Annotated in this window: 23 protein-coding genes and 1 tRNA gene; 15 read left to right on the top strand and 9 right to left on the bottom strand. The window is 60.6% G+C overall.

Translation table 11 applies throughout. The annotated features are described in order from the left end of the window. Positions 1-19: 19 nt before the first annotated feature. The 9 genes from sucD (at position 20) to K3728_16515 (ending at position 10,004) form a co-directional block, all read left to right on the top strand. Positions 20-901, top strand: a complete 882-nt coding sequence (gene sucD, locus K3728_16555) for a succinate--CoA ligase subunit alpha (GenBank protein UWQ95272.1) — start codon at positions 20-22, stop codon at positions 899-901. After that, positions 901-1,365, top strand: a complete 465-nt coding sequence (locus K3728_16550; protein ID UWQ95271.1) for a DUF805 domain-containing protein — start codon at positions 901-903, stop codon at positions 1,363-1,365. The genes sucD and K3728_16550 overlap by 1 nt, the downstream gene beginning before the upstream one ends. Beyond that, a complete protein-coding gene (locus tag K3728_16545) occupies positions 1,365-1,949 on the top strand; it encodes a DUF805 domain-containing protein (protein UWQ95270.1) in 585 nt (194 codons plus the stop codon). Before K3728_16550 ends, K3728_16545 begins: the two co-directional genes overlap by 1 nt. A 79-nt stretch (positions 1,950-2,028) precedes the next feature. Further along, positions 2,029-4,983 (top strand): 2-oxoglutarate dehydrogenase E1 component, encoded by a 2,955-nt coding sequence (locus K3728_16540; GenBank protein ID UWQ95269.1) that lies wholly within the window; start codon positions 2,029-2,031, stop codon positions 4,981-4,983. A 5-nt stretch (positions 4,984-4,988) separates the two neighbouring features. Beyond that, positions 4,989-6,506 (top strand): 2-oxoglutarate dehydrogenase complex dihydrolipoyllysine-residue succinyltransferase, encoded by a 1,518-nt coding sequence (gene odhB / locus K3728_16535; GenBank protein ID UWQ95268.1) that lies wholly within the window; start codon positions 4,989-4,991, stop codon positions 6,504-6,506. A 4-nt stretch (positions 6,507-6,510) separates the two neighbouring features. Beyond that, entirely contained in the window at positions 6,511-6,993 is a 483-nt protein-coding gene (locus K3728_16530; protein ID UWQ95267.1) for a hypothetical protein, read from the top strand. Positions 6,994-7,030: 37 nt separating this feature from the next. After that, positions 7,031-7,426, top strand: a complete 396-nt coding sequence (locus K3728_16525; protein UWQ95266.1) for an MAPEG family protein — start codon at positions 7,031-7,033, stop codon at positions 7,424-7,426. 100 nt (positions 7,427-7,526) lie between these two features. Further along, positions 7,527-8,915, top strand: coding sequence for a dihydrolipoyl dehydrogenase (gene lpdA, locus K3728_16520; GenBank protein UWQ95265.1), 1,389 nt, complete (start codon positions 7,527-7,529; stop codon positions 8,913-8,915). A gap of 108 nt (positions 8,916-9,023) precedes the next feature. Then, entirely contained in the window at positions 9,024-10,004 is a 981-nt protein-coding gene (locus tag K3728_16515; GenBank protein ID UWQ95264.1) for a Hint domain-containing protein, read from the top strand. Here the strand turns inward: K3728_16515 and K3728_16510 are convergent. Continuing rightward, positions 10,001-10,651, bottom strand: a complete 651-nt coding sequence (locus K3728_16510; protein ID UWQ97597.1) for a GntR family transcriptional regulator — start codon at positions 10,649-10,651, stop codon at positions 10,001-10,003. The two genes, K3728_16515 and K3728_16510, sit on opposite strands and share 4 nt — an antisense overlap. A 7-nt stretch (positions 10,652-10,658) precedes the next feature. Next, positions 10,659-11,372 carry a M48 family metallopeptidase gene (locus tag K3728_16505; protein UWQ95263.1) on the bottom strand — a complete coding sequence of 238 codons (714 nt, stop codon included), beginning with the start codon at positions 11,370-11,372 and terminating at the stop codon, positions 10,659-10,661. A 126-nt stretch (positions 11,373-11,498) separates the two neighbouring features. On the opposite strand from K3728_16505, the gene K3728_16500 reads away from it, so the two are divergent. The 3 genes from K3728_16500 to K3728_16490 all read left to right on the top strand — a co-directional run bounded on the left by K3728_16500 (position 11,499) and on the right by K3728_16490 (position 12,930). Then, entirely contained in the window at positions 11,499-11,837 is a 339-nt protein-coding gene (locus K3728_16500) for an FYDLN acid domain-containing protein (GenBank protein ID UWQ95262.1), read from the top strand. Between the two features lie 90 nt (positions 11,838-11,927). Further along, positions 11,928-12,003, top strand: a tRNA-Ala gene (locus K3728_16495). Positions 12,004-12,309: 306 nt separating this feature from the next. After that, positions 12,310-12,930, top strand: coding sequence for a YdeI/OmpD-associated family protein (locus K3728_16490; GenBank protein ID UWQ95261.1), 621 nt, complete (start codon positions 12,310-12,312; stop codon positions 12,928-12,930). Between the two features lie 46 nt (positions 12,931-12,976). Here K3728_16490 and K3728_16485 read toward each other — a convergent pair whose 3' ends face one another. Then, on the bottom strand, positions 12,977-15,049 hold the full coding sequence (locus K3728_16485; protein ID UWQ95260.1) for a von Willebrand factor type A domain-containing protein: 2,073 nt from the start codon (positions 15,047-15,049) through the stop codon (positions 12,977-12,979). After that, the gene (locus tag K3728_16480; GenBank protein ID UWQ95259.1) at positions 15,046-15,582 is read right to left on the bottom strand and encodes an RNA polymerase sigma factor; all 537 of its coding nucleotides are present in this window, start codon (positions 15,580-15,582) and stop codon (positions 15,046-15,048) included. Before K3728_16480 ends, K3728_16485 begins: the two co-directional genes overlap by 4 nt. A gap of 248 nt (positions 15,583-15,830) precedes the next feature. On the opposite strand from K3728_16480, the gene K3728_16475 reads away from it, so the two are divergent. The 3 genes from K3728_16475 to K3728_16465 are packed head-to-tail and all read left to right on the top strand — an operon-like array spanning position 15,831 to position 17,915. Further along, positions 15,831-16,754 (top strand): sulfite exporter TauE/SafE family protein, encoded by a 924-nt coding sequence (locus K3728_16475; GenBank protein UWQ95258.1) that lies wholly within the window; start codon positions 15,831-15,833, stop codon positions 16,752-16,754. After that, positions 16,751-17,506: a TIGR02186 family protein gene (locus tag K3728_16470; GenBank protein ID UWQ95257.1), complete on the top strand. Its 756-nt coding sequence runs from the start codon at positions 16,751-16,753 to the stop codon at positions 17,504-17,506. The genes K3728_16475 and K3728_16470 overlap by 4 nt, the downstream gene beginning before the upstream one ends. Before the next feature lie 25 nt (positions 17,507-17,531). Further along, entirely contained in the window at positions 17,532-17,915 is a 384-nt protein-coding gene (locus K3728_16465; protein ID UWQ95256.1) for a nuclear transport factor 2 family protein, read from the top strand. Between the two features lie 91 nt (positions 17,916-18,006). On the opposite strand, the gene K3728_16460 is transcribed toward K3728_16465, so the two are convergent. From K3728_16460 to K3728_16440, 5 genes are all read right to left on the bottom strand, one after another. After that, positions 18,007-18,735 carry an SDR family oxidoreductase gene (locus tag K3728_16460; protein ID UWQ95255.1) on the bottom strand — a complete coding sequence of 243 codons (729 nt, stop codon included), beginning with the start codon at positions 18,733-18,735 and terminating at the stop codon, positions 18,007-18,009. 82 nt (positions 18,736-18,817) lie between these two features. Continuing rightward, entirely contained in the window at positions 18,818-20,365 is a 1,548-nt protein-coding gene (locus tag K3728_16455) for an AAA family ATPase (protein UWQ95254.1), read from the bottom strand. 63 nt (positions 20,366-20,428) lie between these two features. Beyond that, positions 20,429-20,734, bottom strand: a complete 306-nt coding sequence (locus K3728_16450) for a hypothetical protein (GenBank protein ID UWQ95253.1) — start codon at positions 20,732-20,734, stop codon at positions 20,429-20,431. A gap of 193 nt (positions 20,735-20,927) precedes the next feature. Beyond that, positions 20,928-21,908 (bottom strand): succinylglutamate desuccinylase/aspartoacylase family protein, encoded by a 981-nt coding sequence (locus tag K3728_16445; GenBank protein ID UWQ95252.1) that lies wholly within the window; start codon positions 21,906-21,908, stop codon positions 20,928-20,930. A 76-nt stretch (positions 21,909-21,984) separates the two neighbouring features. Continuing rightward, complete coding sequence (locus tag K3728_16440; GenBank protein ID UWQ95251.1) at positions 21,985-23,163, bottom strand: M24 family metallopeptidase; 1,179 nt, start codon at positions 23,161-23,163, stop codon at positions 21,985-21,987. Positions 23,164-23,170: the final 7 nt, after the last annotated feature.

Raw genomic sequence — 23,170 nt, 5'->3', positions numbered from 1 at the left:
ACGACCACAGGAGGCCCCGATGGCCGTACTCGTTGATGAAAACACCAAGGTAATCTGCCAAGGTTTTACCGGTTCCCAAGGCACGTTCCACTCGGAGCAAGCCATTGCCTACGGCACCAAGATGGTCGGCGGCGTGACACCCGGCAAAGGTGGCATGACGCACCTTGACCTGCCCGTGTTCAACTCGGTCCACGAGGCCAAGCACGTGACCGAAGCGAATGCTTCCGTGATCTACGTGCCGCCCCCCTTTGCGGCCGACTCGATCCTCGAGGCGATTGACGCCGAGATGGAGCTGATTATCTGCATCACCGAAGGCATCCCGGTGCTCGACATGATGCGCGTGAAGCGCGCGCTGGAAGGCTCTTCCTCCAAGCTGATCGGCCCCAACTGCCCCGGCGTTATTACCCCTGACGCCTGCAAGATCGGCATCATGCCCGGTCACATCCACAAGCGCGGCTCTTGCGGTGTTGTCAGCCGTTCCGGCACGCTGACCTATGAAGCGGTGAAGCAGACAACGGATGTGGGCCTTGGCCAATCCACCTGCGTGGGAATCGGCGGCGACCCGATCAAAGGGACCGAGCATATCGACGTGCTGGAATGGTTCCTGGCCGATGATGAAACCGAAAGCATCATCATGATCGGTGAAATCGGCGGTTCCGCCGAGGAAGAGGCCGCTCAGTTCCTTGCCGATGAAAAGAAAAAGGGCCGTTGGAAGCCTACCGCGGGCTTTATTGCCGGTCGCACGGCCCCTCCCGGTCGCCGCATGGGTCACGCGGGCGCGATTGTCGCCGGCGGCAAAGGCGGTGCGGAAGACAAGATCGAAGCGATGAAGTCTGCGGGCATCATCGTGGCCGATAGCCCCGCCACCTTGGGCGAGGCCGTGTTGCAGGCGATTGGCTAATGATCGGGTTCGGCGCGGCAGTCAAAACGTGTTTTCGGAAGTACTTCCGAATATCGGGACGGGCTAGTCGCGCCGAATACTGGTGGTTTGCGCTGTTCACCGGGCTGTTGGTATTGGTTGCCTCTGTCGTGGAGGTGCTACTTATCGGGCCGCACACGCTGGAAGGCAGTGGTGGGCCGGTTGTGGCACTGGCAAATTTGGCAACGATCTGCCCTTCTTTGACGGTGTTAATCAGGCGAATGCACGACATTGGAAAGCGCGGGTACGTTATTCTGGTGCCGCTGCTCTTTGCGGCTGTTGGCATCGCGATCGGGGCGGCCTTCGGTCCCGCCTTGGGGGCAGGCGCGGGTTGGATCGTTGGCATTACGATTCTAATGGGCGTTTTGTTGCAGTTTTACTGGCTGGTGAAGCCGTCGGATCATGGGGAAAACGCCTTTGGTCCCTCTCCCTTGGAGCAATTTTAATGACCTTTAAAGAAGCCATCCGAACCAACATCGTTGAATGCCTCAACTTTCAGGGCCGGTCCCCGCGCTCGGCCTATTGGTGGTACGTCCTTTTCATCACGCTCGGGTCGATCGTGACATTCATCCTCGACATTGTATTCTTTTGGCCACCCATGGCCGAAATGGGCCCTTTCTTTATCGAAAGCTTCGGCTCGATCAGCGATTTCTACATCAAGGTCATGCCGATCACGACGTTTTGGTACTTGCTGAACTACCTGCCGGTTCTGGCCGTAGGGGTCCGCCGGATGCATGATTGCGACCGTCCGGGCTGGTGGTTCATTGCCACGGTGATTTTCGTCACGATTTTCTCGTTGATTGTTTTTCAGGTTGTCGGGCCACAATCGGCCGAGATGATGTCGGTACTGTTTGATCCCACCGCATCCGCCAGCGAGATCAACGCGATCTTGCTTCAGGCCGAGGATATGAACCGAACCTCCTCGATCCTGTCGGGCATTCAAACCCTGCCGAGCCTGCTGATTATCATCTGGATGGCCAGCAAAGGCACCGATGGCCCCAACCAATATGGAGAGGACCCCTTGCAATGACGTCTTCTTCATCTTTGCTTCTTAAGAGGGCCTGCGCGGCCCACCCAAGCGCGTCACAGTCACACCGGAGCGACTACCCATGAACGACCAATCTCCCAACGATCAGCTCCATGCCTCTAGCTTCATGCAGGGGCACAACGCCGAATACTTGGAACAACTCTACGCGCAATACGCCAAAGACCCCGCCGCGGTAGATGCCGCATGGGCGGATTTCTTTGCGCAACTGGGCGATAGTGAGGATGCGCAAGCGCCCGCAGCTGGCCCGTCGTGGGCCCGCAGGGATTGGCCGCCTGTTCCCGGCGACGACCTGACTGCGGCGCTGACCGGTGAATATCCCGCTGCCGATGAAGGCAAGGAAGCGGGCAAAAAGATCAAGGCAAAGGCCGAAGCCAAAGGCATCGAGCTGACCGACGATCAAGTGCAACGCGCCGTGCTGGACAGTATCCGTGCGCTGATGATTATCCGCGCCTACCGCATTCGCGGCCATCTGGTGGCGGACCTTGATCCCTTGGGGATGCGCGACCAGACCCCTCATCCCGAGCTGGACCCTGCGTCCTACGGCTTTGCCGATGCGGATATGGACCGTCCGATTTTCATCGACAACGTGCTGGGGCTGCAAATGGCCTCCATGCGGCAGATCATCGAGATCGTGCGCCGCACCTATTGCGGCACCTTTGCCCTGCAATACATGCATATTTCCAACCCCGAGGAATCGGCGTGGCTGAAAGAACGGATTGAGGGCTACGGCAAGGAAATCCAGTTCACCAAGGAAGGCCGCAAGGCGATCCTGAACAAGATGGTCGAAGCGGAGGGGTTCGAGAAATTCCTTCACGTCAAATACATGGGCACCAAGCGTTTCGGGCTGGATGGCGGCGAAAGCTTGATCCCGGCGATGGAACAGATCATCAAACGCGGTGGTCAGTTGGGCATTGAAGAAATCATCGTCGGCATGCCTCACCGGGGCCGCCTGTCGGTATTGGCCAACGTGATGGCCAAGCCCTACCGGGCGATTTTCAATGAGTTCCAAGGCGGATCGTTCAAGCCTGAAGATGTCGATGGGTCGGGCGATGTGAAATACCACCTCGGCGCGTCTAGCGACCGGGAATTTGACGGAAACTCTGTCCACCTGTCGCTGACGGCAAACCCCTCGCACCTAGAGGCGGTGAACCCGGTTGTCTTGGGTAAGGTCCGTGCCAAGCAGGATCAGAAGAAAGACACAGAGCGCACGAAGGTCATGGGAGTTCTGCTGCACGGTGATGCGGCCTTTGCGGGCCAGGGCGTTGTGGCCGAAGGCTTTGGCCTATCAGGTCTGCGCGGGCACAAGACCGGCGGCACGATCCATATCGTTGTGAACAACCAGATCGGCTTCACCACCGCGCCGCATTTCTCGCGCTCGTCCCCTTATCCCACGGACATCGCGCTGATGGTGGAAGCACCGATTTTCCATGTGAACGGCGATGATCCTGAAGCGGTCGTTCACGCCGCCCGCGTGGCAACGGAATTCCGCCAGAAGTTCCACAAGGACGTGGTGCTGGATATCTTCTGCTACCGCCGGTTTGGTCATAACGAGGGTGATGAGCCCATGTTCACCAACCCGATCATGTACAAGAAGATCAAGGCCCAGAAGACCACCCTTCAGCTCTATACCGAGCGTTTGATCAAGGACGGCCTGATCCCCGAGGGCGAGATTGAGGACATGAAAGCCTCGTTCCAGTCTCACCTGAACGGAGAGTTCGAGGCCGGGAAAGAGTATAAGCCCAACAAGGCCGACTGGCTGGATGGGCGTTGGTCGCATCTGGATAAGGAAAAGGGCGAGTATGACCGCGGCACAACCGCGATCTCGCCCGAGACCTTTGCGGAAGTGGGCAAGGCCCTGTCCACCGCGCCCGAGGGCGTGAGCCTGCACAAGACCGTGGGCCGTCTGTTGGACACCAAGGCCAAGATGTTTGAGACCGGCAAAGGGTTTGACTGGGCCACCGGCGAGGCGCTGGCCTTTGGGTCGTTGATGACCGAAGGCTATCCCGTGCGTTTGTCGGGCCAAGACAGTACCCGCGGCACGTTTAGCCAACGGCATTCGGGCCTGATCGACCAGAACACCGAGGAACGGTATTACCCCCTCAACAACATCCGGGAGGGGCAGGCGCATTACGAAGTCATCGACTCGATGCTGTCGGAATATGCCGTGCTTGGGTTTGAATACGGCTACACACTGGCAGAGCCCAACGCGCTGACCCTTTGGGAAGCCCAGTTCGGTGATTTCGCCAATGGCGCGCAGATCATGTTCGACCAGTTCATCTCATCGGGCGAAAGCAAGTGGCTGCGGATGTCCGGCCTCGTGATGCTGTTGCCCCATGGCTATGAAGGGCAGGGGCCAGAGCATTCTTCCGCCCGGTTGGAGCGGTTCTTGCAGATGTGTGGGCAGGATAACTGGATCGTTGCAAACTGTACGACGCCAGCGAACTACTTCCACATCCTGCGCCGCCAAATCCACCGCGATTTCCGCAAGCCGCTGGTCCTGATGACGCCAAAGTCTTTGCTGCGTCACAAGATGGCGATTTCCGAGGCCGAGGATTTCACCACCGGGTCCAGTTTCCACCGGGTGCTGTGGGACGATGCCCAGAAAGGCAATTCGGACACCGAGCTGAAGCCCGACGACAAGATCAAACAGGTCGTGATCTGTTCCGGCAAGGTCTACTACGACCTGTTGGAAGAACGTGACAGCCGCGGGATCGACGACGTGTATCTTCTGCGTCTTGAACAATTCTACCCGTTCCCCGCTCTGGCTCTCACGAAAGAGCTGGAACGCTTCAAGAAAGCCAAAATCGTCTGGTGTCAGGAGGAGCCTAAGAACCAAGGTGCTTGGTCCTTCATCGAGCCTAATCTGGAATGGGTGCTGACGCGTATCGGCGCCGAAACCACCCGCCCGCGTTATGCGGGTCGCAGTGCCTCGGCCTCACCCGCGACGGGTCTGGCCTCCGCCCACAAATCCCAACAAGCAGCACTCATCGACAGTGCGCTGACCATCGAAGGGTAATTGAGATGTCTGTAGAAGTTCGTGTGCCCACTCTGGGCGAATCCGTGACCGAGGCGACCGTGGCGACATGGTTCAAAAAGCCCGGCGATGCCGTCGCAGTGGATGAAATGCTGTGTGAGCTGGAAACCGATAAGGTCACGGTTGAGGTGCCTTCGCCCTCTGCCGGGACACTTGGTGAGATTGTTGCAGCCGAAGGCGAGACGGTGGGCGTGGATGCGCTGCTGGCTACGTTGAGCGAAGGCGAAGGGGCTGCCCCTTCGGCGGCACCTGCCGCGGAAGCTGCACCGGCCGCCGCGGCTGATGCTGCGCCGTCGGGTGACGCGGTTGACGTGATGGTGCCGACACTTGGCGAAAGCGTCACCGAAGCCACGGTTTCCACATGGTTCAAGAAAGTCGGCGAAACCGTCGCGCAGGACGAAATGCTGTGCGAGTTGGAAACGGATAAAGTCTCAGTCGAAGTGCCCTCGCCTGCGGCGGGTGTGCTGTCTGAGATCCTGGCGGAAGAAGGCGCGACGGTCGAGGCCTCGGCCAAATTGGCGGTAATCGGTGGCAGCGCCGGCGCCGTCGCACCGTCTGCCAATGGCGGGCCGGATGTGGCTGCCCCCAATGCCCCCGCAGCGAAGGACGCAGGTAAAGGGGTCAAGAACGCCCCCTCAGCGGAAAAGCTGATGGCCGACAAAGGCTTGTCGGCGGATCAGGTCACGGGCACGGGCCGTGATGGCCGGATCATGAAGGAAGACGTACTGAAAGCGGGCAACGCGCCAGCGGCGGCTCCGGCCCCCGCGGCCGCGGCGCCACGTGCGCCAGTTGCAGCAAGCGATGAGGCACGGGAAGAGCGGGTCAAGATGACCCGCCTGCGCCAAACCATTGCGCGTCGCCTGAAGGATGCCCAGAACACGGCCGCCATTCTGACGACCTATAACGAGGTCGACATGACCGAAGTTATGGCGCTGCGGAACGAGTACAAAGACCTGTTCCTGAAGAAGCATGGCGTGAAACTCGGCTTCATGTCCTTCTTCACTAAGGCCTGTGTCCACGCCCTGCGCGAGGTGCCAGAGGTCAACGCGGAAATCGACGGCACGGACATTGTTTATAAGAACTTCGTCCACATGGGCATCGCTGCGGGCACGCCGCAGGGCCTTGTGGTTCCGGTGATCCGCGACGTCGATCAGATGAGCTTTGCGGATATCGAAAAAGCCATCGGTGAGAAGGGCGCCCGCGCCCGTGATGGTAAGCTGTCCATGGCAGAGATGCAGGGCGGTACGTTCACGATCTCCAACGGCGGTGTCTACGGCTCGCTAATGTCTTCGCCCATCCTCAATCCGCCACAGTCTGGCATTTTGGGGATGCACAAGATCCAGGACCGTCCCATGGCAATCGGAGGAGAGGTCGTGATCCGCCCGATGATGTATCTGGCCCTGTCTTATGACCACCGGATCGTGGACGGCAAAGGCGCGGTGACGTTCCTTGTTCGCGTGAAGGAAGCGTTGGAAGATCCGCGGCGGCTGCTGATGGATTTGTAAGCCAGTGCGTGGTCCGACTGCATTGGTTTTGGCGCTCGCGGGATTTGCTCCTGCGGGGGCCGCCCATGCGGATTTCATCCCTGATTTCTTCCAATCAACCGAAGAACTCTTTTGTCAGGTATGCGAAGCGCAGATGGTTGAGCGGCTGCGGTCTCCGTCCTCTTATGAACGGCTGGAGTGCGAACACTTCGATCTTGAGCCGATGGATGAGGCAGCCTATGCGACGTGGCGCGGGGTCGAATCTTTCGATGCCCTTGAAGAAACGGACCGTCGAATATTCTCCTATGGCACCAGCTATGTGGCGTCTATTTTTCTGAGCTACGAAGCGGCGAACGGCTTTGGTGCTCAGATCAGAGGCGTAGCTCAATGCCAGGCCCGTGTGACGGATGAAAGCGCTGCCCGTGACGTCCGCCCCTATGCGATGCGGGTGAACGGTGAAACGAACATTGATTGGATGACGGGGCGCGTGTTGGATCGCTTGGAATAATCCAGTCGCGCCCCTTTCCTGAAAACTGAGCCAGAACATGACCCCCGAACTCACTGCCCTCGCCCTCGCCAGCTTGCTACAGGTTGTGCAATTCGCGCTCTACGCCATTCCGGCGAATATGGAGCTCGGCACCGGCTACACCAGCTCTGCCCGGGATAGGGAACCATCGCGTGCCATGTCGGACCGGACGGGGCGCCTGGGGCGGGCCTTTGATAACCATTTCGAAGGGCTAATCCTGTTTACGATTGCCGTGGTGGTCGTGACCCTTGCAGATCAATCAAGCGCCGTGACAGCGGCCTGCGGTTGGATCTATCTGGCGGCCCGCGTGGCCTATGTGCCCGCTTATGCCTTTGGCTTGCGTCCTTGGCGAAGCCTCATCTGGTTCGTGGGCCTGCTTGCGACCATCATAATGACCGTTGCGGCGCTGATCTGAATGCGCCGCTGCGCCCCCTAAAGAACCCCTGTGCTGCGGTTGTTTGCTGACCTCAGCGCCCCTATTATATGCCCTAACCAACGACCTTTGGAGGCCTTCCATGTCCAGCTATGACGTTATCGTAATCGGCTCCGGCCCCGGCGGCTATGTCTGCGCCATTCGCTGTGCGCAACTGGGCCTGAAAACGGCCGTGGTAGAGGGGCGCGATACCCTCGGCGGGACGTGCCTGAACATCGGCTGTATCCCCTCCAAGGCGCTGCTGCATGCGTCCCATATGCTGCACGAGGCGGAACATAACTTCGCCAAGATGGGTCTGAAGGGGAAATCCCCCTCCGTGGATTGGCCGCAGATGCAGGCCTACAAAGACGATGTGATTGGGCAGAACACCAAGGGCGTGGAGTTTCTTCTGAAGAAGAACAAAGTTGACTGGCTGAAAGGCTGGGGCAGCATCCCCGAGGCTGGCAAGGTCAAGGTCGGTGATGAGGTGCATAGCGCCAAGAACATCATCGTGGCCTCTGGGTCTGAACCGACAAGCTTGCCGGGGATCGAGATTGACCAGAAGGTCGTCGTGGATAGCGAAGGCGCGTTGAGCCTTCCGAAAGTACCCAAAAAGATGGTTGTGATCGGCGCGGGCGTGATCGGGCTTGAACTGGGCTCGGTCTACAGCCGTTTGGGCACGCAGGTAGAGGTGATTGAATTCCTCGACCATGTAACACCCGGCATGGATGCAGAGGTGTCCAAGGTCTTCCAGCGCACCCTGAAAAAGCAGGGCATCGGCTTCACCATGGGCGCGGCGGTGCAATCTGTGGCCGCAACGAAGACCAAGGCAAAGGTCACCTACAAGCTGCGCAAGGACGATAGCGAAGTAACCGTGGACGCCGATGTCGTTCTGGTCGCCACCGGGCGCAAGGCCTACACCGACGGCTTGGGGCTGGAGGCGCTTGGCGTGAAGCTGTCCGAGCGTGGTCAGGTCGAGGTCGATGGCCAGTACCGTACCAACGTGCCGGGCATCATGGCGATCGGCGACGCGATCAAAGGCCCGATGCTGGCCCACAAGGCCGAGGATGAAGGCATGGCGGCCGCCGAAGTGGCCGCGGGCAAGCATGGTCACGTGAACTATGGTGTGATCCCCGGCGTGATCTACACCCACCCCGAGGTCTCCACCGTCGGCGCAACCGAAGAAGCCCTGAAAGAAGCGGGCCAAGCTTACAAGGTTGGTAAATTCAGCTTCATGGGTAATGGCCGCGCGAAGGCGAACTTCGCCGGGGAAGGCTTTGTAAAACTTCTCGTGGATGCTGAAACGGACCGTATTCTTGGCGCGCATATCATCGGCCCGATGGCAGGTGATCTGATCCACGAGGTCTGCGTTGCGATGGAATTCGGCGCTTCGGCTCAAGACCTCGCCATGACGTGCCATGCGCATCCAACATATTCGGAAGCCGTGCGCGAAGCAGCGCTGGCCTGCGGCGATGGCGCAATCCACGCCTGACACAGCGTGAAGCATAGGGGGCGTTTGCCATGAACGCCCCCCTCTACGGCCACACTTTCGAACGATTTTAAGGGAATTAAGGGGACAAGTTTTGCCCTAAGGATTCCCATGCCCGTCTATTACCTGTACGTCTACAGCCCCTCGGACTTCGTTACTGCTCCACCAATCGAAGACGGTGCGCAGGCGGCGGGGAGCCCCACGTTCACGCTGCAACTCAAGCCCGGTGCCGTTCCTACGTTGATCGAGGTCAACGATGACGAGGCAGTGTTTGATGAGGTTGATGGCACGCAAAGCCTTAACCAAGCGGTGAACATCGATGGCAATGCCTACGCGGCAGGCACTACGATCAATACCGCCTATGACCTGATTAACACCACCACGGGCCATAAGGTGACGAGCTTCCATTTCGGCGGCGACGGCTATCAGCAGGGCGCCGTGGATGGCATTGTCTCGACGGTCGAGATGGTGCCGGGCACGTCATACACCTTCAACACGGAACGGACCTCTCATCAGCAGGCCAATGCTTACGACGATTATGTTGCGTGCTTTGTGGCCGGCACCCGGCTGAGCACCGCGCGTGGCTGGGTCGCGGTCGAGGACTTGGCGGTGGGCGATATGGTACGCACATTGGACGCAGGTGATCAGCCGTTGCGGTGGGTCGGCAAGCGTCAGGTGCCTGGCATGGGCGCCTTTGCTCCGGTGCGCATTCCTGCCGGTTGGAACGGCCTGAAACGCGATCTTCTGGTGTCGCCACATCACCGCATGTTGGTTTCTGGCGCGGGGTGTGAACTGGCCTTGGGGGCCGATAGTGCCCTCGTTTCGGCACGGCAGATGACGCAGATGGGCCTCGCCCATCAGGCCCCGCAACCGCGCGTCACTTATCACCACATCATGTTTGACACCCATCAGATCGTCATCGCTGAAGGCGCGCCAAGCGAAAGCCTTCTGGCCAATGATGAAACCCTTACCGGATTTGACCTGAGCGTCGCCGAGGAAATTCGTGAGTTGTTTCCAGAGCTTAGTGCAAACCCCATGGCCGTCGCCCGTTCCGTGTTGCGCGGGCACGAAGCATTCTTGGCCCTGCGCTAAGCCGCCAGAAGCCTTAGTCCTTGGGTCACATCGGCCCGCAGGGCAAGGCGCAGACCCGGTTCATCGCCTGCTTTCAGGGCCGCAAGGATCAAGCGATGGTGGGGCGGCGATTCCGTGCGCCCCAACCGCCCATAAAGCGCCCGCATCGTCGGCCCCATCTGCAACCAAACCGTTTCCGCCAGCGCCAGCATCGCCGGGGCTTGGGCCCGCAGGTACAGCGTCCGGTGAAATTCGAGGTTCAGCTTGATGTAACCCACCGCATCGCGTTTCGCGATTACATGGGCGATTTGACCGTTGATCGCCTCCATCCTCTCGATCAGCGCGGGGTGGGCGCGGGGCAACGCGCGCGAGGCGAGTTCCGGCTCTAACAGCGCCCGTAGCGATGCCAATTCCTCAATCCGTTCATTCGACAGCTCGGGCGTCGATACCCGCCCCGAGGTGGACAGAAACAACGCCCCCTCGCTGACCAGCCGACGCACCGCTTCGCGGGCCGGGGTCATGGAGACGCCGAATTCACGCCCCACACCGCGCAGGGTCATGGCTTGGCCGGGACTGACCTCTCCGTACATGATCCGGGATCGCAACGCGCGATAGACCCGGTCATGGGCCACAGCGGCGCCGGTCTCGGTCGGCCGAGGGTTCATCAACATGGCACTACTCCTGCGCGTCAAAGCGCCAAGCCAGCAGATCCGCACCATTGGCGCGCATCCAGCGGCGGTGCTGGTCAGTGGTGGGGCAAAGCTGCTTGCACAGCGCCCAGAAGCGGGCTGAGTGGTTCATCTCGACCAAATGCGCAACTTCATGGGCCGCAACGTAGTCCAGCACCTCTGGCGGGGCCATAATCAACCGCCAGGAAAACATCAGATCGCCCTTGGAAGAACAACTGCCCCAACGCGACCGGGGGTCCCGCAGGGTGATCTTGCCATACCGCTTGCCAATCGCGCCTGCGTGGATCGCCACGGCGGTGCTAAGCCGTTCACGGGCCATTGCAGTCAGAAGCGCCTTGATGCGCGGCCCTTCGCGGGGGCCTTCGGGCACATGAAGCGCCCCGTCTTTGAATTGCGCGGCCCGTCCCGATCCGGCGACGACAGGTCGCGGCACGCCACAAATGGGAACATCCGCGCCAATTCTCGCGGCTTTCAAACCGGGATAGCGATCCAGATGTTCTCTTACCCATGGCTCACGTGCACGAAGAAAAGCCAAAGCCTCGGCTTCGGGCGCCCAACTGGGAAGGCTCAGCGATACACGTCCATCCGAGCGGCTGACCCGCAGGGAAAACCGCTTTGCACGGGCGTTGCGACGCATCAAAACCTCAACCGGAGGGTCTCCGGGAAGAACATGGGTTGAAACCGACGATTGAGCGGCCAAATGTGTAGCTCCATACTGCGAGACGGCGCGCACGGCCGGAAAGGCTTTGACAGCCTGACCCCACTATGGCAGAGCGCGAGTTCCCGCGATAGCGATGATTGAAGCCCGTGAAATAAGGGGGGTATCATGCCCAAAGAGGAATGGGGCGTTAAGCGCGTCTGTCCCACGACCGGAAAACGGTTCTACGACTTGGGTGCAAGCCCGATTGTCAGCCCATATACGGGCGAAGTCGTTGTGCTTGAAACCGGCAAGGGCGGTGCCCAAAGCCTGGTGGCCGATAAGGCCGCGACAAAAGCCAAAGAGACTGATTCGGACGATGAGGATCTGGTCCTCGACGACGACATCGACATCGAAGATGACGATGACGCCGATCTGCCCGATGATGATGTGCTAGACGATGACGACGAGGACACAGTTGCCCTCGACGATATCGCAGACGTAGCCTCGGAAGAGAGCGAAGACTGACCTAGCAACGGACGGTTAGGCCGGGAAATGACGCTCAAGCAGATTTTTCGCTTGCGCGGCCTGCGCCCCGGCCTTACACCGCCCGCCAATGGGGCCTTAGCTCAGCTGGGAGAGCGCCTGCATGGCATGCAGGAGGTCAGCGGTTCGATCCCGCTAGGCTCCACCATTTTTCCAATGGTTCATTTGATACCTCGGTCCTGCCCGACCGATGGCGCATGACCCTTGCGGTGCTACGCACGCGCTTGGGATCAGCGGTTCGATCCCGCTAGGCTCCACCGTAAGCTCTTTGCATTGCAAAGAGCGCAGGCCCCACAGGCTATTTTCCGCAGGAAGATGTCCCGAAAGGGCAAAAGCTCCCTAGTCTAAGAAGTCCCGAGAGCAATCCTCCCGCTCGCCTTAGCTCTCCCGCGTTGAATTGATCGTCGCCATCTCTCTGGGCTACCGTTGATCGAAACCTGCGGGACCAACCACCATGATCTCTGACATTGACGACTATTTTGCCCAGGGCTGCGGTCGGTGCGATCGCTTTGCGACGCCGGCCTGCTCCGTCCATCAATGGGCCGAAGGCTTGGCCTATTTGCGCCAACTCTGCCAGGAGGCCGGGCTGGGGGAAACAGTGAAATGGGGTCATCCTTGCTACGTCCATGCGGGCCGGAACATCGTGATTCTCGGGGCGTTTCGGTCCGATTTTCGGCTGACGTTTTTCAACCCCGCCTTGATGAAAGACCCAGAAGCGGTGTTCGAGCGCAAGGGCCCCAACACCCGCCACCCCAGTGTGATCCGATTCTATTCAAGCTCCGACGTTACAAGGATGGCATCGATCATCGCCGCCTATCTGGCCGAGGCGAAGGAGTATGCCACCAAGGGGATCAAGCCGCCCAAGGAAGATCACGCGATAGAACTTCCCGCTGAGTTGCTAAAGGCGCTCGACGGTGACCCCGATCTTGCCGAGGCCTTTGCGGCGCTCACGCCTGGACGCCAGAAAAGCTACGCCATCGCTATTGGATCAGCGAAAAAGCCAGAGACCCGGTTCGCGCGGATCGAGAAATTCCGAGACAAGATTTTTGCCGGGAAGGGCGCGATGGATCGGTGACGTACCGTCGGTTGCCCCCGCACAATGGAGCGCGAGGGCACGGGTTCTATTGGCGCGCCAGACTTTCGGCCAGACGCATCAGTTGCACGGCCTCGGTCCGGTAGCCGAATTCATCTTCGCCCCGGTTTGCGTTGGCCAGCGCGATCGCGTCCGCGTAGTCCCAATCGCCCAAGAAGTCCGAGCCGCGTAGAAGCTGCCCGAAACCTGCAATAGCGGCGGCGAATTGTGCCTCTGTGCCCGGCTCTGCAACAGCAGCGGCGATGGGGAAGTCGATCAGGGTGCTGTCTTCCTCGCCCGGTTCTTTCCACCGCAACGAGATGAAGCCCAGTTCTTCGCCATAACGCGCTTCTGTTCCATCATCGGAAGCATACCGCAGAGGGGCCACCAACACGGCGGGGGAACCTACGGGCGTCACCTCGTAGATCGCCGTCACCGAATGGCCCGCCCCGATGTCGCCCGCGTCTACGGCGTCGTTGGCGAAATCTTCTCGGGCCAAGGCGCGGGTCTCATAGCCGATCAGGCGATACTCGGCGATCACTTCGGGATTGAACTCAACCTGCACTTTCAGATCGTCCGCGATGGGGAACAATGCGCCCGCCATTTGGTCCACCAACACCCGCTGAGCCTCGTGGAGGGTGTCGATATAGGCGGCGGTGCCGTTGCCGTTCTGCGCCAAGGCCTGCATCGTGTCGTCTTGCAGGTTACCGCGCCCGAACCCCAACACGCTGAGGTAGATGCCCGTCTCGCGCTGCTCGGCGATGTAGTTCTCCAACGCAGTGGGGTCGTTGATGCCGACGTTGAAATCCCCGTCCGTGGCCAGCAAGACGCGGCTTACATCGCCGTCATCCGTCATCTCGGCGGCAAGGCGGTAGGCTTCTTCCAGCCCGCCGACGCCGTTGGTACCGCCACCCGCTTGCAGGGCCGTCAGCGCGGCCGAAATCGTGGCTGTGTCGCTGGCTGGTGTGGGCGCCAGCGCCACGCCTGCACTGCCGGCATAGGTCACGATGGCGACCTCATCATCGGGGGCGAGGCGATCCAACATCAGCCGGAAGGACTGGATCAGCAGCGGCAGTTTCGCAGGGTCATTCATGGAGCCCGACGTGTCGATCAATAACACGAGGTTCAGGGGCGGCCGGTCGTCAATGGCGGGCATCTCGCCCTGAATGCCGATGTGCAAAAGCTGCGTGTCAGGGTTCCAAGGGGTCTGGAACACTTGCACCGTAGGGCGGAACGGGCTGATGTCGTCAGCCGTGGGGGCAGGGTAGTCGTAGGGGAAGTAGTTCACCATCTCTTCGATCCGCACGGCATCGGGCGCGGGCAATTGCCCTTGGTTTAGGGTCGAGCGCAGCAACGCGTAAGAGGCCGTGTCCACATCAATCGAGAAGGTCGAAACCGGGTCTTCGGCGACCACCTGCAAGGGATTGGCATCGGCATTGGCGTATTCTTCACTCAGCGGCGCGGGGGCGGGGGCGAGGTCCTGCACAAGCGGCGCGATACGCCCTTGCGGCAGCGCAGCCACCGCAGCGGAATTGCCGTAACCTTGCTGGGAAATCGCCCCCAGCGGTGCGGCAATTCCGGCAAGACCGCCCTGATCCGAATCCCCGGCGACAGGGGCGGCAGGCATCGCGGTGAGGGGGCGCGGGGCGGCGGGGGGCGCGAGTTCCGCCTCCGCATCGGTATCGGCCATTTCAGCCACGATCATCGGCGCCGCAACAAGCGCGTCGTCGGCCACATCCACCTCGGCTTGGGCCGGAGCGGTAACAGGGGGCGCGGAAGTGATTGGTGCAGGCACCTCTGACGGGGCTTGCAGCAATTCTTGGCCCTGTGGGCTCAGAAATAAAAGACCGACCCCGACAAGGGCGGTGGTGGCGGTCAATGCGCCGCCGGTTTTTAGAATGGGGGTCTTGGAAATCAACATGTCAAAAGCTCCTCTGAAAAAGCCCCGATCTTTCGGGGTCTCAGAGGTTTGACGCGCCGCATCCTGCGATCCTTGGGCGCGGTTGAAGATTTCTAGCGAGCGCGCCATCGCCTCGGCCTTGCGGGCAGCATCGGGCGTAGGCGTGGCTTCGGCCATCGCGCGCTTCAGGTCGTCTAGATCGTTGAAATTATTGGAGGTCATTGGTCCTCCTCCTCTGCTTTCAATGCCCGTAGCTTCTTCTTGGCTTCTGCAACGCGCCACGAAATTGTGCCCTCGGAAACGCCCAGAATCTCCGCCGCCTCGGTGTGGGTGACGTCGTCCAGCACCAGCGCCAGCGTGTCCCGAAGCGAGGGCGACAGTTCCGCCAGCGCGCGATACAGCCACGCCGTTGCCTCGGTGGCTTCCTGCGCCGATTGCACACGGTCCACCTCCCAATCGGCCCACCCATCGGTGGCCCGCGTGTAACTGGCTTGCCGCCTGCGCCGATCCGTGGCGGCATTCACCGCGACCCGGTAAAGCCACGTCGTCACTTTTGCCTGCGCCCGGTATCCCGATAGCTTTCCGGGTAGCGCGAGGCAGATGTCTTGGGTCAAGTCTTCCGCCTCGGCCCGGCTTCCGGTGAGTCGGAAACACAGTCCAAACAGGCGATCATAGACGCGGCTCAGCAACAGCTGATACGCGGCCCCATCGCCGCCTGCTGCCGCTAGGGCCAGGTTTTCATCACTCACGTTCATGCGCATCTCATACCTTATGACGGGGCTCGTTCGGCAACCCTTGGCAGGGGGAAGACATTTTTTTGGTGCGCGATGAATGCCGATCGGATTTTGAGACCCATATTCTCAAAACGCCCTTGAATCTGGTCGCGAATTGGGTGCAGTGAAAGTCAACATCCGGCTATGGCTTTTCGCCGCAGCCGCTGCACTGGCATTTGCAGGGCAAGCCGGGTTACACGCAATCACAGCGACAAAAAGGTCCGACCGACATGCAAATCTACCTACCGATTGCCGAGGTGAGCGTGAATGCGTTCCTTCTGCTGGGGTTGGGCGGACTTGTGGGTATCCTTTCGGGGATGTTTGGTGTCGGTGGCGGGTTCTTGATGACCCCGCTTTTGTTCTTCATCGGTATTCCGCCCGCCGTGGCCGTTGCGACCGAGGCGAACCAGATTGTCGCGTCGTCCTTCTCGGGCGTGTTGGCGCATTTCAAGCGCAAGACCGTTGATCTGAAGATGGGCGGGGTGCTGCTTGTCGGCGGTCTGATTGGCGCCGCGATCGGCGTCCAGGTCTTTGCAATGCTCACCGCGATTGGCCAAGTCGATCTGCTGGTGAAGCTTTGTTACGTTGTGTTCCTTGGGATCATCGGCGGGTTGATGTTCTTCGAAAGCCTCAACGCGATCCGCAAAGCCCGTAGCGCCGGGGGCGTTGTGCCACCCAAGCGCCGTCAGCGCGGCTGGATTCATGCGTTGCCGCTCAAGATGCGGTTTCGGACTTCGGGGTTATATGTATCGGTGATCCCGCCGCTGATCGTGGGGCTGTTCGTGGGCGTTTTATCGGCGATCATGGGTGTCGGCGGTGGCTTCATCATGGTGCCTGCGATGATCTACCTGTTGGGCATGCCGACCAAGGTTGTTGTTGGGACATCGCTGTTTCAGATCATCTTCGTCACGGCGTTTTCTACGCTGATGCACGCCACGACGAACTACACGGTAGATATGGTTTTGGCCGTCCTGCTTCTGGTGGGCGGCGTCGTAGGCGCCCAGATTGGCGCGCGTATCGGAACGAAGCTGAAGGCCGAGCAGTTGCGGATTCTGTTGGCGATCATGGTATTGGCAGTGTGCGGGAAACTTGGTTTTGACCTGCTGGTTATGCCGGCAGAGTTGTATTCCGTTGGCGCGGGGGCAAGCCATTGAGAGTGATCGCGCTTCTCCTCGCTACGCTCCTCGCAGGTGTCTCTGCTGCTGACGCAGAAGAGGTGGTGGCAGGGCTGTCGCAAGATGCCATCAACATTACCGCGAACTTTGAAGGCTCGGAGATCATGATCTTCGGCGCCGTTAGCCGGACCGCGCCCGCACCTGAGGGCGACCTGGAGGTGATTATCACCGTGGAAGGTCCGTCGATGCCCGTGGCCGTGCGCCGGAAGGATCGCCGCTTTGGTATCTGGGTGAACACCGACGCCGTCGAAGTGGATTCCGCCCCGTCGTTCTACGCTGTGGCAACCACGGCAGGTTTTGGGGCCACGATTTCTGATACAGAGGATTTGCGCCACAGGGTGTCGATCCCAAGAGCGATCCGCGCTGTGGGGCTTGGGGTGGCGGATGCCGAAAACTTCACCGAGGCGTTGATCCGCATCAGAGAATCCGAGGATTTGTACCAGTTGAACGAAAGCAGCGTGAGGCTGCGTAACGAAACTTTGTTCGACACAGTGATCCAATTGCCTGCGAACTTGGTTGAAGGTGACTACCGCACGCGCATATTCTTGACCCGTGGGGGCGAAGTCCTCGACGTGTATGAGCAAGATATCGCGGTGCGGAAAGTCGGTTTGGAACGGTTCATCTATAATCTCGCCCATGAGCGGCCCTTGGTCTACGGCATCTTGTCGTTGGCGATCGCCATTCTGGCAGGATGGATGGCCTCTGCCGTATTCCGCTATATTCGCGCGTGAGTTCGGCGGCCCGTAGGGGGCTCCTATGAGCTCAGCTTCCCAGAAGGTCGTGCGCGGATTCTGGAAGGCTATGGCCAGCAATGATTTCCATGCGGCAAGCCTTTGTTTGACAGAAGATTTTCGACTTCAGTGGCCGCAATCCGATGAGGTGATTGAAGGCCGTGAGAACTTTGCTGCGGTGAACTCGGCCTACCCGTCCAAGGGGCTGTGGACCTTCGATCTTCGGCGCATCGTGGGGCAGGGACATCAGATTGTAACGGAGGTCTGCGTGAGCGACGGGGACGTGCGTGCCACGGCGCTGACGTTTCACACGGTGAGAGGCAATTTGATCGCTTTGCAACGAGAGTTTTGGCCTGATCCGTTTGAGGCGCCGACCTGGAGGTCGGAATGGGTGCGGACGCCGGATTGAGTCTTTTTAGAAGTTGGGGGGCGCTGCCCCCAAGACGGCCCCGAAGGGCCCGCCTTTCCCCCGCGATATTTTTGAAAAGATGAAGCTGGGACTAGCCGCGCCCCACGTAGGGCATGTTGGTGGCGAGGATGGTTTGGAACAGCACATTGGCGGAGGCAGGCATGTTTGCCATATGCAGGACCGCTTGGGCGGCCTCGGCCACATTCATCATATCCATCAAGGGTTTGCCGTCTGAGATACGGCGTTCATTCAGGGCATCGACGAGGTCGGTGCGGGCGTTGCCGATGTCGATTTGGCCCGCTGCGATGCCGAAGGGGCGGCCATCGAGGCTGAGGGTTTTGGTCAGGCCTGTGACGCCGTGTTTTGTGGTCGTGTAGCAGATCGAGCCTTCGCGGGGGGAGTGTGCGGAGAGGGAGCCGTTGTTGATGATCCGGCCGCCCTGGGGGTCTTGGGCACGCATCTGAGCGAAGGCGGCGCGCGCGGTGTTGAACATGCCCGTGAGGTTTACAGAAACGCTTTGATGCCAGTCATTTACGTCGATTTCGTCAATGGTGCCCTGGGGCGAGAAGATACCGGCGTTGTTGAACACGGCGTCCAGGCGGCCCCATTTTGCCACCACTTCGGCCACGGCGTTTTCCATGTCTTCCAGGCGTGTCACGTCGCCCGGCAGGGCGAGGGCATTCTCATGCCCACGGGTCACATCTGCGAGGAGCGCGCGGCGGCGCGCGAGGAGGGCGACGCGCCAGCCGTCGGCCAAGAAAGCTTCGGCTGTGGCGCGGCCGATGCCGGAACTGGCGCCGGTGATGAGAATGGTTTTCATGGGGTATTCTCCTACAGCAAGATCGGCCTGTGACATCTGTACACCGGAGCGTACACACCGCGTACACTGAAAAGCATCTTTGTCAGCCCGGCGTCGTCCCGTCGGGATTGTCCTCGGATTCCAGCGCCAGAGGGGCGGCCTTCACGATCAGGTCGTCGGTGTTGAGGTCATTTTCCGGGCGAGACAGCATGTAGCGTGTCACCCAGATCAGCCGCTCTTCCGCGCGCGTGATCGCCACATAGGCCAGCCGTTTCCACAGCGCCTGTCCTGCCTCCATCCTGCCCGCCCGAGAGGCGGCATAGAGATCGGGGGCGAAGACCTGCACTTCGGGCCATTGTGAACCCTGCGCCTTGTGCATCGTTACCGCCGCGCCATGAAGGAACGCGGCCCCCATGCGGGCGGCGTAGGGGAGGAAGGGTTCCTCTTCCCCTGGTTTCTCGATCTTCACGATCGAGGCGGCGGAAAAGCGAGGAGTTTCCGCGCCCATGACATGCAATCGGGAAAAGCCCGGTTTGTTGCCCGGTCCCAGATAGATCACCGGCGCGCCTTTGATCAGGCCACGCGCCTCTAGGTCGATGCGTTTCTTGCGGTGTTTGAGGGGCAACTCGATGCCGTCGCAGATCAGCGGCTCGCCGGGCAGGATCTCATCATCGCCCGCGCCGAACGCGGATCGGAACGCGGCAATCAGCCGGATGCGCGTGGCGTTACGCCAGACCAGTACCGGGGACCGCGCCATCATATCGGAATTGGCCCGAGGGCTGACGACCACCCGGTCGTCGCGGGCGGCGGCCTCTTCTATCATCTGCTCGAAGTCGCGGAATTCCAGTTGCGGGTCTCCCAGCGCGTGAGCCAGATCGAGGATCGGGTTATCGGCGTCTTGGCGGTGGACCCGGCCCAGATGCAGCAGGTTGTCGCCTTTGAAACGGTCGAAGATCATCGCGCCCGATTGGCCCACGGGGGCAAGTTGGGCCGGGTCGCCGAACAGGACGAGGGTGGGGAAGATCTCTTTCAGATCCTGGAACTGCTTGTCATCGAGCATGGAGGATTCATCGATCAGCCCGATATCCAGCCCATCTTCGCGCCGCTTCCATCCGGTGATGAAGTCGGACCCGCGCAGGCCCGCAGAGGCAAGGGCAGCGGGGACGGATTTGGTGGCCTCGTAGACCTCTTTCGCGCGGTCCATGGCGGCATCGGTCAGGGCCTCGATCACCGGGCGCTCCCCTTGACCTGCCAGCCATTCGGCGACCTTCTCGAATTCCGGGTCGTACATCGGCGTATAGAGGATGCGGTGGATCGTTGTGGCCGGAACGCCTCGGTTCCGAAGCACAGAGGCCGCTTTGTTGGTCGGCGCAAGAACCGCCACGGTGCGCCGTTCCTTACGGCGTTTGCCTTCCCAATCGCCTGAGACGATTTCCACCCCGGTGCGTTCCAGCGCTTTGACCAGTTCGGCCAGCAACAGCGTTTTGCCTGACCCCGCCTTGCCGGTCACGGCGAGCACCTGAGAGTGGGTGTCTTTGGCAGGCACGAGGGTATCGTTGTCGATATCCACACCCATTTCCCGCAAAACCTCGGTTATGCGGTCGTGGGCTTGGGCCTGATCGTCGGAGAAAGTGGGGGCGAGCGTGGTCATGGGCGGACCCTACCTGCGCCCCGGGGCGAGGGGTAGAGGCGAGGCACGCTTGAGCCGCGTTTTCTAGAGTAGAAGATCGCTAAGCCGGACGCGGTTGCGATCCTTGCGAATGTGGGAAAGGTCGTCGGCGGCTTTCACAAGGGTAAACGCCAAAGAGCGGGCGAGTTCTGCATCGGCGCGCCCCGTTGAGGTGCCCGCGAAGGTTTCCAGTATCACCTGATCCGCCGCCAGTAGCGCCCGGATTACGGCAATTGCCGGGGCATCGGCCAACGTGTTGCGAAGGGTCGTGGCGAGGGTAAGGGCATCGGTTTTGGGGGCCATGACGGCCGCAAGAACAGTTTCCAGAAGGGCTTCGGTGTCTTTACGCATAGGTTTTAGGGTCCGTGGCGGTCCGTTTGGACCGATGAATTGACCGGGTTCTCCCGCGCGGTGGTCTGTTTCATCGACATCAATGTTGAAATTTGAACATGACGTAGTCGCGCCGGGGGGCACGGACAAGATCGGGATTGGAAACAGATAATTTTAGGTAATTGGTTAAGGTGCTTGGAACACGGTTAACGCTCTAGGGGCCTTCGACTGTGCCTAAAACAAAGGCACAATCACCGGGTTTGATCAGGCCCGGAACGTGGCGAGCAGAAACCAGCCCTGATCGCTGAGCATAGAGGGTCTGCGGCGGGCTTTGCAGGTCCTGGGTCGCGTAGATATGGGCGAGGGGTTGGTCTTGGGCAACCATATCCCCAAGGGTCGCAAGGGGGTGGAACAGCCCGCCGCGCGTGGCGAAGTGAAAGCCCAAAGGGTCGGACAGGTCGAGGCCACGGGTCGGCGCGGGCGCGGGAGCGGTAGAAAGAATGCCGTGATGGGCCAGCGTGCGAAGCAACCCGTCGAGGGCCACCGAAGCAGAGGCGGGCGTAGAGGTGCCCGCGCCGCCGATTTCGGTCGTCACAAAGGTTTTGCCGGCCCGCTCGGCCGCGCCATCGAACATGCCAGTGTCGTCGATTTCCCGAAGGCGGGCTGTATAGGGAGCGCTAAAGGCCCGCGCGGCAGCGGCACAGCGGGTGTCTTGGGCCGTGTCATCGAGGATATGGCTGATGGCCATAGGCAGAAAGTCGAGGGTTTTGCCACCGGAGTGGAAGTCGATAACCAGATCAGCCGGAGGAATAAGGTGGTCATTCACGAAAGCCGCAAGGCGTTGGGTGAGCGTCCCGGTGGGATTGCCGGGGAAGGCCCGGTTGAGGTTCACGCCGTCGATGGGGGAGGTGCGGGTTGCGGCCTCAAACGCGGGCATGTTGAGTTGAGGGATCAGGATCAGGCGGCCTGTGGTTGTCTCGGGCGTGGCGGTGTTGATCAGTTGGCGAATGGCGATCGGCCCCTCGTATTCATCCCCGTGGTTGGCGCCCGTCACCAGTGCCGTGGGGCCGGGGCCGCCGTTGACCACGCAGACCGGCACCATGACATGGCCCCAGGCACTGTCGTCGGCAGAATGGGGCAGGCGGATGTGGCCGTAATGTTTGCCGGGCGTGTCGAGGGGAACGGTGAGGGTCATGGTAAAGCCCTTCGGGCATTGGCGGCGTCGTCTCGTCCGGCCCGACGGGCCGTCCTCGCAGCGGTGAACGGATGGGTCATTTAACGAAGACTTCCCGTGGGAGGGAAGATAGGCATTCAACGCCGGTCTCCGTAATCAGGATCGGTTCGGTGATCTCGATCCCGCCATCGTCCAGCCAAAGGGCAGGCATGAAATGGAAGGTCATGCCCGGTTCCAGCACCGTCGTATCGCCGGACCGGAAGGACATCGTCCGCTCGCCCCAATCGGGCGGATAGCTGAGACCGATGGCGTAGCCGCAGCGGCTGTCCTTCTCGTAGCCCAAGCGGTTGAGCGTGGTGTTGAACGCGTGGGCGATATCTTCGCAGGTGTTGCCCGGTTTGGCCGCCGAAAGCGCCTGTGCGCTGGCTTCGAGCACCGCCGCTTCGGCGCGTTTGTAGCTGTCGGGCATGTTGCCCAGAAACAGCGTGCGAGACTGGGGGCAATGGTAGCGGCGGTAGACGCCAGCGATCTCGAAGAACGTGGCCTCTCCCTGCGCCATGGGTTTGTCATCCCACGTCAGATGCGGCGCAGTGGCATCCATGCCCGAGGGCGTCAGGGGCACAATAGCGGGGTAATCGCCCCAAGCCTCGTCGGTGCCCAGAACCGAGGTGCGCAAGATTTCAGCCACGAGATGATGCTTGGGCAGGCCCGGTTCGGCCACCTCCAGAATGCGGCGGTGCATGGCCTCGACAATGCCCGCCGCTTTGCGCATGCGGTCAATCTCGGCGGGGGATTTCACCGCGCGTTGCCAGTTCACAAGACCCGTGGCGTCAACCAAAGTGGCATCGGGCAGATGCGCCAGAAGCGTATTATGGGCGGCGGCGGAGTAGTAGTAATTGTCCAACTCCACCCCGATACGCGCCTTCCCTGCACCGCGTTCCAGCAGCAAGGCGGCTAAAGTCCCATGGGGATGCTTGGCAGGGTTCTGGACGTAGGTGTCATCATAGCCGACCACATGATCGTCGGGCATATAGACGGTGCGCAGCGCCCCCAGCGCATCCATTGCGCGGCCCCACCAGACCGGCAGACCGGTGGGGCCCACAACCACCGCTTGATGGACGTAAAACGACCAGCCGTCATAGCCCGATATCCATGCCATGTTCGACGGGTCGGTGATAATCAGCCAATCCAGTCCGTGCCCGTCCATCGCCGCGCGTAGCTTGGCCAGACGGGCGTGATAATCTTTATCGGCGAAATTGAGATTGTTGCTGGCCATTGCCATG

It is taken from the genome of Rhodobacteraceae bacterium M385, from assembly GCA_025141835.1.
In the GTDB taxonomy this organism is placed as follows: domain Bacteria; phylum Pseudomonadota; class Alphaproteobacteria; order Rhodobacterales; family Rhodobacteraceae; genus Gymnodinialimonas.
The sequence above is the reverse complement of the archived record's forward strand: the minus strand, read 5'-3'. Positions and strand labels throughout refer to the sequence as shown.